Below are 12,540 nucleotides of genomic sequence, written 5' to 3'. Positions count from 1 at the left end.
TTTCAAAAGACCTCAGGTCTTCTGGGTCGGGATGGTGAACTCCGGCCCGGCGCTGCCGTCCAGCGGCCAGCGCGAGGTCACGGTCTTGACCTGCGTGTAGAAGCGCACGCCCTCGGGGCCATGCTGGTTCACGCCGCCGAAGGCCGAAGCCTTCCAGCCGCCGAAGGTGTGGAAGCCGAGCGGCACCGGAATCGGCACGTTCACGCCCACCATGCCGACGTTGACATGGGTCGCGAAATGCTGCGCGAGGCGGCCGTTCTGGGTGAAGATCGCCACGCCGTTGCCGAATTCATGCTCGGAGGGGAGCTTCAGAGCCTCCTCATAGCTCTGGGCGCGGATGACGCTCAGAACCGGGCCGAAGATCTCGTCCTTATAGATGCGCATGTCGGGCGTCACGCGGTCGAAGAGGCTGCCGCCGAGGTAATAGCCGTTTTCATAGCCCTGACGGTCCATCTTGAAGCCGCGGCCGTCCACGACCAGCTCCGCGCCCTCCTCGACGCCGAGGTCGATGTAGCCGCGCACCTTGTCGCGATGGGCCGCCGTGACCAGCGGGCCCATGTCGAGATCCTCCATCGGCGGCGCGATGCGCAAAGCGCGCACCTTCGGCGCCAGAGCCTCGATGAGCCGGTCGGCGGTCTTCTCGCCCACCGGAACCGCCGCCGCGATGGCCATGCAGCGCTCGCCCGCCGAGCCGTAGCCCGCGCCGATCAGCCCGTTGACCACCACGTCCATATCGGCGTCGGGGAGGATGAGGGCGTGGTTCTTCGCGCCGCCCATGGCCTGCACGCGCTTGCCGTTGGCCGCGCCGGTCGCATAGACGTAGCGCGCGATGGGGGTCGAGCCGACGAAGCTCACCGCCTTGATCGCCGGATGCGCGAGGATGGCGTCCACCATCTCCTTATCGCCGTGGACGACGTTCATCACGCCTTCCGGAGCGCCCGCTTCGAGCATCAGCTCGCCGAGGCGGATCGGCACGCTCGGATCGCGCTCCGAGGGCTTGAGGATGAAGGCGTTGCCGCAGGCGATGGCCACGGCGCCCATCCAAAGCGGAATCATCGCCGGGAAGTTGAAGGGCGTGATCCCCGAGACGACGCCCAGAGGCTGACGATAGCTGCGGATGTCGATGCCGGAGCCGTCGACGTCGCTGTTCTCGCCCTTGAGCAGATGCGGAATGCCGCAGGCGAAGTCCACCACGTCGAGGCCGCGCTGAATGTCGCCCTTGGCGTCGGAGAAGGTCTTGCCGTGCTCGCTGGAGAGAACTTCCGCGAGGCTGTCCAGCTCGTTCAGCACCAATTCGCGGAATTTGAACATCACCCGCGCGCGGGCCATCGGAGAGGTGTTCGACCATTTGGCGAAGGCCTTCTCCGCCGAGGCCACGGCCTTCTCCAGATCGCCCGCCGTCCCGAGGACCACTTGAGCCTGAACCTCGCCGGTGGCGGGGTTGAGGACGTCGCCGCGGCGAGTCCCCTCGCCCTCGACGGACTGGCCGTGGATGTAATGGCGTAAAAGACGCGTCGTCTGGCCTTGAGCCATCCCGAATCCTCCCTGAATCATCGTCGGTCCCGGACGCCGTTCAGACTCGCTTTCTTCAGAAGCCGCCGCGTCCGCCCGCAGCCTGACCATGGCGCAGGACAAGGCGCGAGCCAATATGATTTCGAACAGAAACCCGGTGATTTTCCGTCATATATGGCGCGAATCGTCGCAATCCGGCTGAAAAGGCCTCTTGATGGGCGGAGTTCTGTTCAGAAACGAACAGGCCTTGTCGAGGCTTGCGCCCCGCGCCCCGCCGCCCCCGCGCCGGAGATGAAAACGGGCGCCGGAAGACTCCGGCGCCCGAATCGGTTTTCATCGGTTTTTATCGGTTTCCCTGAGCGAAACAGGCCCCCGAGGATCAGAAGCGCATTTCTCCGGTGAGGGTGAAGGTGCGCCCCGGCCCCGTGCCGCTCGTGGCGAGCCAAGGGGTGTATTGCTTGTCTCCGACGTTGGCGGCCTTGGCGCCCACGCGGAAATTCTCGTTGAACTGATAATCGGCGAAGAGATCCACCAGCCCATAGGAGGGGGCCGCGCTCTGCATCGAGCCGCCCGCGCCGTCGGCGGTCATGCCGCTCGACACGTAGCTGTAGCTTCCGCCGAGGGTCAGCTTGCGGTCCAGCAGCCGCACGCCCGCCGTCGCGGAGAAGACGTCGTCCGGCTGATATTGGCTCGCGCCGAGGCCGGGCAATTGGCTCGGCAGCTTGGAGGCGTCCATATGGGCGTAATTCGCCCGCAGGAACCAAGGACCGGCGTCGTAGCCCGCTTCCAGCTCGAAGCCCTGAAGCTTCGATTCGCCGTCGAGGTTGATGAAGCTCGGGCGACCCGTGCCCGGCGCCGCGAAGGTGCCGACGATGTAGTCGTCCACGTCCATCCAATAATAATTGGCGCGTCCGGTCAGGCGGTCGCCCGGCTGGAAGGCGTCGTCGCGGTCCACCGTGGCGCCCAGCTCGAAGGTCTGCTGACGCTCGGGCTTGAGGTTCGGGTTGGGGCCGAAGCTGCCGGTGGTGCCGCCGCCGGGCGGATGGGTGCCGCCGAGCATGGTCTCCTGAAGGGTCGGCGCGCGCAGCGAACGCGACCACTTGGCGTAAGGCCGGACGCCCTCGACGGGCTCCACGCCGAGGGTCACGCTCGGATTGAACACGCCGTCGGAGTTGTCCACGTCATAGGGCACGCCCGCGAAGGCGAAGCCCGAGCCCTCCAGCTTATAATGATCGTAGCGCAGGCCGACGTTCAGGTCGAAGATCCCATGGCGCAGGGTGTTGTCGGTGAAGGCGGCCATATAGGTCGCTTCGCCGTCGCCGGGGTTCACGCCGCCTTTCGTGGCGCTCACGTCGTCGCGGAAATACTCCACGCCGTTGACGCTCACCAGATCCACCGGACCCAGACGCGCCACGGAGCGGTTCGAGAGGTCGCCGCCGAAGCCCTTGTCCGTGACCACGCGGCCCGAGCTGGTGGCGAAAGGCGAGGGCGTGATGGCCGCGCCATATTCCATCTTGGTTTCGTTGAACCGGAGATTCGCCCGCAGATCGACCAATTCGTTTTCGGGATTATAACGATAGCCGCCCGTCAGGGTGCGGTTGGTCACGGTCTGATGATAGCTGTTGGCGGCGAAGTCGTTCTCATAGAAGACGCCGCCGAGGTTCAGGCTGTGGTCGCCGAATCCCGCTTCGGCCTTGATCAGGCCGGAGGTCAGCTCCTGACCGGAATTGGCGACCGTCGCGCCGTCGCCGTTCTTGTAATCATCGGAATCGCGGAAGCCGAAAGCGCCCGCCAGACCGAAATTCTCAAAGCGCGCGCCGGCGCCGGCCATGCCGCTCCAGCCGCCGCCGTTGTCGCTCCAGGAGACGCGGCCCAGAGCGCCGTAATCCTGACCGGGGCGCACGATGTCCGACACGCCGAGCGTGCGGAAATTCACCGAGCCCGCCAGACCGCCGCCGCCCACGCCCGTCTCGGCGCCGCGGACCACGTCGATTCCGGCGAGGAGGTTGGGATCCACATAGCCGTAGCCTTGCGCCTCATGGCCGGTGAAGCGGAAGTTCTGACGAACGCCGTCCACCATCATGTTCACGCGGCCCGAGCCCTCGAAGCCGCGGATGTTCGCCGCCACGCCGGGCTGTCCGGAGTTCACGCGGGTGAAGACGCCGGGGACTTCGCGCAGAACGTCGTCGAGCTTGCGGACGCCGCCCTCGATCTGCATGGCCTCGCCGGAGATCTCGGCGACGCCGGTTCCGGTCGGCCGGACCTCCGAAAGGCCGGAGAGGTCGATGGGGTCCAGATAGACCACGGCGGGCTGAGCCGCCGCGACCGCCGCGGGGGCGGGGGCGGGCGTCTGAACGACGGGCGCCGCCGGAGGCGCTGCGTAATAGCTCGGCAGCGGCGCGCGGAGGGGCTCGGCCGCGACAGGCGCCGTCGCGTAAGAGCTGGGCGCCGGAGCCGCCAAAGGCGCCGGGTCAAAGACCGCGGCGGAGGAGGCCGGCGAAGGATCATAGATCGGCGCCGGAGCCGAAACCGCAGGCGCGGCCGGAAGCGGGGCCGGGACCGCAACGGCCGGAGCCGCGTCGAAGACATAGGGCTGAGGCGTCGCCGCATCGTAAACCTGCGCCTGCGCCGCCCCCTGCAGCGCCGCAAGCGCCAAACCGACGGCTGTGCCCGTCGCGCGCCAAGTCCTTCGCATCGCCAAAATCTCCCGAAAGGCTGTCAAGCCGTCGTTTTCATCGCTGGCTTGAGTCGGGAGCGGGGCCCGACATGCGGCGCGCCGTTCGGCTCTGGCTGACATGGCGGCGTGGTCCGGAACGCGTCCGGAGCCTTGCGCGCGACGCCGTTCCCCTGAGGCGTCCTTCCTTTGCGGAAGGCGCTCCCCCGAACGCCGCACGCCGTCGCTCGCCCTCTGCATTCAAATTCCGATGGATTTTGTCAAGAACCTTCGCGGGCGCCTTTTCGCCTCTCGCGGAGTTGCGGCGCGAAAGACGCAGCCATGGACAGCCGCCTCGCCCCGCGCCATGATCCGCGCCCGAATTCGGAGCGGGACGGAGCCCATGGCGGATTTCTACGAATTCTTCGCAGGCGGAGGCATGGCGCGGGCGGGGCTCGGGCCGGGCTGGCGCTGTCTGCTGGCCAATGACTTCGATCCGCGCAAAGCCGCCTCCTATCGGGAGAACTGGGGCGCGGGCGGAGAATTCCGCTTGGGCGACGTGGCCGCCCTCACGCCCGCCGACGCGCCGGGGCGGGCGGATCTCGCCTGGGCCTCCTTTCCCTGTCAGGATCTTTCGGTGGCGGGCGCGGGCGGGGGCCTCAAGGGCGCGCGCTCGGGCAGCTTCCATCCCTTCTGGCGGCTGATCGAGGCGCTGGGGGCCGAGGGCCGGGGGCCGCGCCTCGTGGCGCTGGAGAACGTGCTCGGGACGCTGCGCTCTCATGACGGCGCGGATTTCGCCTTTCTCTGCGGCGCCTTGGCGCGGGGCGGCTATCGCTTCGGGGCTCTGGCGATGGACGCGGCGCTGTTTCTGCCGCAATCGCGGCCGAGGCTCTTTCTCATCGGCGTGCGGGAGGAGATGGCCATCCCCGAGGCTCTGCTCGGCGCGGGGCCTCAGGCGCCTTTCCATACGCCCGCCCTGACGCGGGCCGTCGCGGCCCTGCCGCTCCAGACGCGGCGCAAGCTGCTCTGGTGGCGTCCGCCGCCGCCGCCCATGCGGCGCGAGACCCTCGCGGATCTGATCGAGGAGGCGCCGGGCCTCCCTTGGGATTCCCCAGAGGAGACCGGAAAACTCCTCAGCATGATGGCCGAGCCCCATCGGGCCAAGGTCGCGGCGGCTCAGGCTTCAGGGCTGCGGCGGGTCGGGACGCTTTACAAGCGCACCCGCCGCGACGGCCTCGGCGGCAAGATCCAGCGCGCGGAGATCCGCTTCGACGGGTTGGCCGGATGTCTGCGCACCCCCGCCGGAGGCTCCAGCCGACAGACGATCCTCGTGGTCGAAGGCGAAAGCCTGCGTTCAAGGCTGCTCTCGCCGAGGGAGACGGCGCGGCTCATGGGGCTGGGAGAGGGCTATCGCCTGCCCAAGCTTCCGGGGGCGGCCTATCATCTGACCGGCGACGGCGTGGCGGCGCCGGTGGTGCGGCATCTGGCGCGGCATATCTTCGAGCCGCTGCTCGCGGCGGCTCAGACTCCGGAGGCGGTCAGCGCCTGTAAAGCCTCATAGGCCGCCAAGGCGGCGCGGGTCTGGGCCTCATGGCCTTGGACGAAGGCCGGGCCGAGAATCGTTTCATCCGGATATTCCGTGACGAGCTCGACCTCCGTGCGCAAATCGGATCGGGCGGCGACAAGGCAAGGAAAGCCCTCGACCACTCGGAATCCGAGCGGCCCCGCATGGGCCTCGGCGAGGCGCATCTGGGCGCGGGTGAACTCCAGCAAGCCGGGCGCCTCGGCCAGATCCCGCGCGATGCGGGCCAGCAGCGCCTCGGCGAAATCGGCCGAGCCCGGCCTATGGCGCAGGATCAGGAAAAAGCCCTTAGGCAGAGTCCACGTCTCATAGCCGCGCGGAAGATAGCCGCTGAAAGGCCGCGTCCATTCATGGGCCGGATAGCCATGGAGATTCACATGCAGCCGCGCCGGACACAGCTTCAAAGCTTCGCTGCGGATGGCGGCTTCGGCCTCGGGCGGGCCGCGCTCCAGATCCTCGCCCCAGGCGGTGAAGCGGGCGGCGTGGTGCATATGGCGCGGATTCTCCTGCGTGAGGCGTCGATGCAGGGCGTAGCCGTCGGGATTATCGAGGGGCGTCACCGCCAGATGCGCCCCCGGCCGCGCCGCGATCCTCTGAGCCGCCCGCAAAGCCCCGACGATTCCGGTGGTCTCATTGGCGTGCTGTCCGGCGGTGAGCAGCATGGGGGCCTCAGAGCCCTTGAGATAAGCCCCGCGCAAGAGACGCCCCGCGCGGCTGCGGGCCTCGAAGGGAACTCCGCCCAAAGCCGCCAATTCCCGCGCGATCCGCTCCGGCGAGGGCGACGCCTGAAGCTCGGCGAGGGGCGCGGAATCCTTGGCGGCGCCTTGGGGATCATTCGCGTCGAGAGGCCGCGCCTCGATGGTCAGGCTGGCGGCCTCGGGAGGCCCTAAGCCCACCTCCGGGAGGATCTGGCCGGGGCGCTCGCCGAGCCGCTCCAACAGGGCGAAATAGAGGTCTTCATGCAGCGCCTCCTGAAGGCTGAGGGCCTCCTCGCCGAAATGCAGCGGCTGATCGGGCATGGGAATCCGGGCGCTCAGACGCAATTGCGCGAAGCCCGCCTTGGGAGCCGCCGCCAGAGCCGCCGCGAAAAGCGCCTCAAGCTCGGTTTCGATCCTTTCGCCAGCGCCGCCGCCGATCTTCAGCCAGCCCGTCGGCGAGAGGACCAGCGCGCCAGTCGGATCGGGATGGAGGCGGTTGGGCGCGAAGACCTCCATCTCCCGCATGGAGCCGTCGCGCTGGAGCAGCCGCAGCCGATAAGTCAAACCTTCGCCGGAAGGCGCGGGGCGGAAGAGGAATTCGACCTCCGGGAAAAGCCCGATCAGCGGATAGGCCTCCAGCTGAAACCGCCGCTTCGTCGCTGCGGGATGGACCGGGTGGAGGATCTCGGCGCGGATCAGGCCCTCGGCGGGGATCTCCTCAAGGAAGGCGTGGAGCAAGGGCTTATAGGCGCTGCGCATCCGGGCCTCGACGCCTTGGGCCTTGAGCCGCGCCTCATATTCCCGACGCGCCTGCGGGCCGTCGAAGCTCCAGATTTCGACGGGCGCCGCCGCGTCGCGCAAGCGATGCGCCAGAATCTCCAGAGTCCGGGGGAAGTCGGCGGAAAGGATCATGCGTCTGCTCAAGGCTCGGAGGGCGCCCCGCCGTCGACCTCGGCGTTGACCTTGGCGCGGGGCGGGGTCTAGCTTGAAGGCTCATCCGCATTTGTTCAGAGTCCCCCCGATGTCTCAAGTCTCCCCCATCGATCCCGTCAAGCTCGCGCGTCTGGCCGAAACCATCGTCAAGGTGGGGCTGGGGCTGAAGCCCGGACAGGATCTCTTCCTCACCGCTCCGATTTCGGCGGCGCCTCTCGTGCGGCTGGTCGTCGAGGAGGCTTATAAGGCGGGCGCCGGGTTGGTCACGCCGCTCTATGGCGATGAGAAGCTGACCCTCGCGCGCTTCGTCCATGGACAGGACCAGAGCTTCGACCGCGCGCCGGGCTGGCTCTATAAGGGCGTGGCGGAAGCCTTCTCGGAGGGGACGGCGCGTCTGGCTCTGGTCGGCGACGACCCCATGCTGCTCGCGGAGCAGGATCCCGACAAGGTGGGCCGGGCCAATCGCGCCAATTCCCAAGCCTATAAGCCCGCGCTGGAGCATATCAGCAATTTCAAGATCAACTGGAGCATCGCCGCCTGGCCGGGCGCGACCTGGGCCAAGCGCGTCTTCCCCGATCTGCCCGAGGAGGAGGCCGTGCGCCGCCTCGCCGAGGCGATCTTCGCCGCCTCGCGCGTGGACGGCCCCGATCCGGTGGCGGCTTGGGCGGCCCATAACGCGGCGTTGAAGACGCGCTCCAAATGGCTGAACGAGAAGCGCTTCTCGGCTCTGCGCTTTCGGGGTCCGGGCACGGATCTGACGGTGGGCCTCGCCGACGGCCATGAATGGCATGGCGGCGCCAATTCCGCCCGCAATGGAATCACCTGCAACCCGAACATCCCGACCGAGGAGGTCTTCACCACGCCGCACAGACTGCGCGTGGAAGGACATGTCAGCTCGACCAAGCCGCTCTCGCATCAGGGCGCCTTGCTGGAGGACATCCGCGTGACCTTCAGGGAAGGCCGCATCGTCGAGGCCCACGCCTCCAGAGGCGAAGCCGTGCTTCAGAAGCTCATCGACACCGACGAGGGCGCGCGTCGTCTTGGAGAAGTGGCGCTGGTGCCCCATGGCTCGCCGATCTCGGCCAGCGGGCTGTTGTTCTATAACACCCTCTTCGACGAGAACGCCGCCTGCCATATCGCGCTCGGACAATGCTATTCCGAATGCTTCGTCGGCGGCGCCAAGCTCAGCGAGGAGCAGATCGCGGCCCAAGGCGGCAACTCCAGCCTGATCCATGTGGATTGGATGATCGGCTCCGGCGAGATCGACATCGACGGCCTCGACGAGAAGGGCGCGGCCACGCCCGTCTTCCGCAAGGGCGAATGGGCCTAACCGCCGACGGAAGCCCGCCGGAAGCTCGCCGCCTCGGCCACATGGCCGGGGCGGAGGCTTTCGCTCTCCTCCAGATCGGCCAATGTCCGCGCCAGACGCAGCAAGCGCAGATGGCCCCGCGCCGAGAGCCTCAGAGCCTCCGCCGCCTTCAGCGCCAGAGCCTTGGCGGCGGGCTCCACGGCTTCCTCCAGAGCCTCCGCGCCCACTTCGGCGTTGAGCCGCGCCTTGATCCCCTGAGCCCTGAAGCGCGCGGCCTGCATGCGCCGCGCCTTGGCGACGCGGGCCGCCGCCTCGCGCGAGCCCTCCTTGGGCGCGGGCGCCGCCAGATCGGAAAGCGGCAAGGCCGGAACCTCGATCTGAAGGTCGATGCGGTCGAGGAAAGGCCCGGAAAGCCGCTCCTGATAGGCCATGCCGCAGCGCGGCGCCCGCGAGCAAGCCCGCGTCGGATCGGTCAGATAGCCGCAGCGACAGGGATTCATCGCCGCGATGAGCTGAAACCGCGCCGGATAGCGCACATGGGCTTCAGCCCGCGAAACCAGAATCTCCCCGGTCTCCAGAGGCTGACGCAGGGCCTCCAGAACCTGCGGCTGAAACTCCGGCGTCTCGTCGAGGAACAAGACCCCGCGATGCGCGAGGCTCGCCTCGCCCGGCCCCGCCCGACGTCCCCCCCCGACCAGAGCCGCCATGCTCGCGGAGTGGTGCGGCGCGCGGAAAGGCCGCCGCATGGAGACCTTCCCCTCCTTGAGCAGCCCCGCCGCCGAATGGACCAAACTGACCTCTAAAGCCTCCTGCGGCTCCAGAGGCGGCAGCAGCCCCGGCGCCCGCGCCGCCAGCATGGATTTCCCCGCTCCCGGAGGCCCCACCATCAGGAGGTTATGTCCGCCCGCCGCCGCGACCTCCAAAGCGCGTTTCGCGCCCTCCTGACCGCGCACCTCGCGCAGATCGGGGGCTCCTGCGGCCTCCGCCTCCACGCCCGCCGCGCCCCCCGGCTTGGCGAGAGTCAGCCGCGCCCGTCCGTTGAAATGATTCAGCAGGCTGAGCAGGCTCGGCGCTCCGAGAACCTTGGTCGCGCCCACCCAAGCCGCCTCCGAGGCCGAAGCGGCGGGACAAATCATCCCCCTGCCCTGTTCGGCGGCCAGAAGCGCGGCGGGCAAAACGCCGAGCGAGGGATTCAAGCCGCCGTCCAAGGACAGCTCTCCCATGGCCAGCCATTCCGAAAGCTTCTCGGCGGGGGCGGCCTCCATGGCGCCGAGCAGCGCCAGAGCTATGGGGAGATCGTAATGCGAGCCCTCTTTGGGCAGATCGGCGGGCGCGAGGTTCACCGTGATCCTTTTGGCCGGAAGCCCGATCCCCAGCGAGGTCAGAGCCGCGCGCACGCGTTCCTTCGATTCGGCCACGGCCTTATCCGCCAGCCCCACGAGGTTGAAGGCGGGCAAGCCGGAGGAGAGCTGACATTGCGCCTCCACCGCCCGCGCCTCGATTCCCCAAAAGGCCGCCGTCATGATCCGAGCCAGCATGACCCCTCCCCGCTTGCTCGCGCCATGGAAGGCGGAGGCGGGCGCCTTGGCAAGCGGGAATTCCGCCGGACTTCGCTTTTTCCGCGCAAAATGGGACGGAACGTCGCCCTTCCGCGCCCCGTCGCGAAATATCCTTCGCCTTTCCGCGGAAGGCCGTTATGAATCCGGCGCAAAAACTCCTCAGGAAAGGGACGGCGCATGTCGAATGTGGCGGTCATCGGCGCCCAATGGGGCGACGAGGGCAAGGGGAAGATCGTGGACTGGCTCTCAGAGCGCGCCGACGCCGTCGTGCGCTTTCAGGGCGGCCATAATGCGGGCCATACGCTCGTCATCGGCAACCAGACCTATAAGCTGTCGCTTCTGCCTTCGGGCGTGGTGCGGGGCGGCAAGCTCTCCTTCATCGGCAACGGCGTGGTGCTGGATCCTTGGGCGCTGCTCGCGGAGATCGCGAAGCTGGGCGCTCAGGGCGTGCATATCGGGCCGGACAAGCTCTTCATCGCCGAGAACACGCCGCTGATTCTGCCGCCGCATCGCGAGCTGGACCAGATGCGCGAAGAAGCCGCCGGCGCCAGCCGCATCGGCACCACCGGACGCGGCATCGGCCCGGCCTATGAGGATAAGGCGGGCCGCCGCGCGATTCGTCTGGCGGATCTCGCCGATCCCGAGACGCTGGAGGCGCGGCTCGACCGCTTCCTCGCCCATCACGACGCCCTCCGCAAAGGCCTCGGCGCCGCGCCCATCGACCGGGCCGCGCTCAAGGCCGCGCTGGAGGAGATCGCGCCGCAGGTGCTGCCTTTCGCGGCGCCGGTCTGGCTGCGGCTTTCGGAATTGCGCAAACAGGGCGCGAAAGTGCTCTTCGAGGGCGCGCAGGGCGCCTTGCTCGACGTGGATTTCGGCACTTACCCCTATGTGACCTCCTCCAACACCATGGCCGGACAAGCCGCCAGCGGCTCGGGCATGGGTCCGGGCGCCGTGGGCTACGTGCTCGGCATCGCCAAAGCCTACACCACGCGCGTCGGCGCTGGCCCCTTCCCCACCGAGCTTTTCGACGCCATCGGCGAGCGGCTCGGCGAGCGGGGCCATGAATTCGGCACCGTCACGGGGCGCAAGCGCCGCTGCGGCTGGTTCGACGCGGCTCTGGTCCGTCAGACCATCGCCACCGCCGGAATCCATGGGATCGCCCTGACCAAGCTCGACGTTCTGGATGGTCTGGACGAAATCAGGATCGGCGTGGGCTATGAGATCGACGGCGTCCGCCACGATCATCTCCCGACCGCCGCCGCGCTTCAGGCCAAAGCCAAGCCGATCTACGAGACTCTCCCCGGCTGGTCGGAAAGCACGCAGGGCGCGCGGCGCTGGGCGGATCTGCCCGCCGCCGCGATCAAATACGTCAAGCGGCTGGAGGAGCTGATCGACTGCCCGGTGGCGCTGCTCTCCACCAGCCCCGAGCGCGAGGACACGATTCTCGTCACCGATCCTTTCGCGGGCTCCGATTCCCGCTGAACGAAAGCAAACGCCGCGCGGAGGGCTCCGCGCGGCGTCTGTTTCGGAGATCAGGCGAGGCTCAGGGCCGCGCGAGCATCATCGCCACGGCGATGCGTCCGTCGCGGATGGCCACGCCCACGCCCGCCGTGAAGAGATTGGCGTCCAGAAGGGCCTCGCGATGGCCTTTGTCGCTGTTGAGCCAATCCTGAATCGCGCGGCGCTGATTATCGGGAATGGTCCAGTTGATGCGGCCCTGAGCCTCCCAGAGATTTTCAGCCACCTCCTCATAGGCGGGGACGGCGTTCTGCTGGAGGCGCTCTTTCAGAGCGCGGCCGTCGGGCGCGAAATGGCCGAAGAAATCGCCGGAGATCATATCCGCGGCATGGGCGCCGGCGGCCTTGGCGAGCGCGAAATCCGGCGTCAGAGGACGCAGGCCCCGCTTGCGGCGCTCGGCGTTCGCCTCCTGAAACACCGCCAGACAGAGATCCGTGGCGAAGCGGTTCGAAGAGACGCCCCAAGGCCCGCGCACGTCCCCCGCCATCTGCGGCGTGGAGGAGGCGGGCACGATGGGCCGGTAAATCCCGTCGCCCGGCGCCATGCTGCGGTCGAGGGAGGAGACCGCGAGCGAACCGGTGGACGCGAGGTCGATAGGCTTATAGATCGACGGATCGCCGCTGCGGATGGTCGGCAGACCCCCGGCGACGATGTAAGCAGTCTGGGCCTGAGCCTGAGCGGCGGCGAGAGTCAGGACCACGCCGCCCAGAAAGCGGAGAAGAACAGGAGAAATGCGCATCGGGCGGCTCCGAAAACACGCCGCGCGGCTTGCGAGG

Annotated in this window: 8 protein-coding genes; 3 read left to right on the top strand and 5 right to left on the bottom strand. The window is 68.1% G+C overall.

Features of this window, described 5'->3' with window-relative positions:
* Positions 1 to 12: 12 nt before the first annotated feature.
* Both B161_RS0105930 and B161_RS0105925 read right to left on the bottom strand, forming a co-directional pair.
* Positions 13 to 1,533, bottom strand: a complete 1,521-nt coding sequence (locus B161_RS0105930; RefSeq protein ID WP_018632449.1) for a CoA-acylating methylmalonate-semialdehyde dehydrogenase — start codon at positions 1,531 to 1,533, stop codon at positions 13 to 15.
* A gap of 358 nt (positions 1,534 to 1,891) precedes the next feature.
* Positions 1,892 to 4,207 carry a TonB-dependent receptor domain-containing protein gene (locus B161_RS0105925; RefSeq protein WP_018632448.1) on the bottom strand — a complete coding sequence of 772 codons (2,316 nt, stop codon included), beginning with the start codon at positions 4,205 to 4,207 and terminating at the stop codon, positions 1,892 to 1,894.
* A gap of 361 nt (positions 4,208 to 4,568) precedes the next feature.
* On the opposite strand from B161_RS0105925, the gene B161_RS0105920 reads away from it, so the two are divergent.
* Positions 4,569 to 5,726: a DNA cytosine methyltransferase gene (locus B161_RS0105920; RefSeq protein ID WP_018632447.1), complete on the top strand. Its 1,158-nt coding sequence runs from the start codon at positions 4,569 to 4,571 to the stop codon at positions 5,724 to 5,726.
* Here the strand turns inward: B161_RS0105920 and B161_RS0105915 are convergent.
* Positions 5,687 to 7,357 carry a M14 family metallopeptidase gene (locus tag B161_RS0105915; RefSeq protein WP_018632446.1) on the bottom strand — a complete coding sequence of 557 codons (1,671 nt, stop codon included), beginning with the start codon at positions 7,355 to 7,357 and terminating at the stop codon, positions 5,687 to 5,689. The genes B161_RS0105920 and B161_RS0105915 overlap by 40 nt on opposite strands.
* A 109-nt stretch (positions 7,358 to 7,466) precedes the next feature.
* Here B161_RS0105915 and B161_RS0105910 point away from each other — a divergent pair, with 109 nt between their 5' ends.
* Positions 7,467 to 8,708 carry an aminopeptidase gene (locus B161_RS0105910; RefSeq protein ID WP_018632445.1) on the top strand — a complete coding sequence of 414 codons (1,242 nt, stop codon included), beginning with the start codon at positions 7,467 to 7,469 and terminating at the stop codon, positions 8,706 to 8,708.
* On the opposite strand, the gene B161_RS0105905 is transcribed toward B161_RS0105910, so the two are convergent.
* Positions 8,705 to 10,225, bottom strand: a complete 1,521-nt coding sequence (locus tag B161_RS0105905; protein WP_018632444.1) for a YifB family Mg chelatase-like AAA ATPase — start codon at positions 10,223 to 10,225, stop codon at positions 8,705 to 8,707. The two genes, B161_RS0105910 and B161_RS0105905, sit on opposite strands and share 4 nt — an antisense overlap.
* Positions 10,226 to 10,423: 198 nt before the next feature.
* On the opposite strand from B161_RS0105905, the gene B161_RS0105900 reads away from it, so the two are divergent.
* Positions 10,424 to 11,728: an adenylosuccinate synthase gene (locus B161_RS0105900; protein ID WP_018632443.1), complete on the top strand. Its 1,305-nt coding sequence runs from the start codon at positions 10,424 to 10,426 to the stop codon at positions 11,726 to 11,728.
* A gap of 61 nt (positions 11,729 to 11,789) precedes the next feature.
* On the opposite strand, the gene B161_RS18680 is transcribed toward B161_RS0105900, so the two are convergent.
* The gene (locus B161_RS18680; protein WP_051085721.1) at positions 11,790 to 12,503 is read right to left on the bottom strand and encodes a CAP domain-containing protein; all 714 of its coding nucleotides are present in this window, start codon (positions 12,501 to 12,503) and stop codon (positions 11,790 to 11,792) included.
* Between the last annotated feature and the right edge of the window lie 37 nt (positions 12,504 to 12,540).

It is taken from the genome of Neomegalonema perideroedes DSM 15528, from assembly GCF_000374145.1.
GTDB lineage: Bacteria > Pseudomonadota > Alphaproteobacteria > Rhodobacterales > Rhodobacteraceae > Neomegalonema > Neomegalonema perideroedes.
This window is presented reverse-complemented; position numbering and strand designations above follow the sequence as displayed.

Coding starts and splice junctions, on each gene's coding strand:
- B161_RS0105930 (WP_018632449.1), bottom strand. CDS start 1,533: ATGGCTCAAGGCCAGACGACGCGTCTTTTACGCCATTACATCCACGGC.
- B161_RS0105925 (WP_018632448.1), bottom strand. CDS start 4,207: ATGCGAAGGACTTGGCGCGCGACGGGCACAGCCGTCGGTTTGGCGCTT.
- B161_RS0105920 (WP_018632447.1), top strand. CDS start 4,569: ATGGCGGATTTCTACGAATTCTTCGCAGGCGGAGGCATGGCGCGGGCG.
- B161_RS0105915 (WP_018632446.1), bottom strand. CDS start 7,357: ATGATCCTTTCCGCCGACTTCCCCCGGACTCTGGAGATTCTGGCGCAT.
- B161_RS0105910 (WP_018632445.1), top strand. CDS start 7,467: ATGTCTCAAGTCTCCCCCATCGATCCCGTCAAGCTCGCGCGTCTGGCC.
- B161_RS0105905 (WP_018632444.1), bottom strand. CDS start 10,225: ATGCTGGCTCGGATCATGACGGCGGCCTTTTGGGGAATCGAGGCGCGG.
- B161_RS0105900 (WP_018632443.1), top strand. CDS start 10,424: ATGTCGAATGTGGCGGTCATCGGCGCCCAATGGGGCGACGAGGGCAAG.
- B161_RS18680 (WP_051085721.1), bottom strand. CDS start 12,503: ATGCGCATTTCTCCTGTTCTTCTCCGCTTTCTGGGCGGCGTGGTCCTG.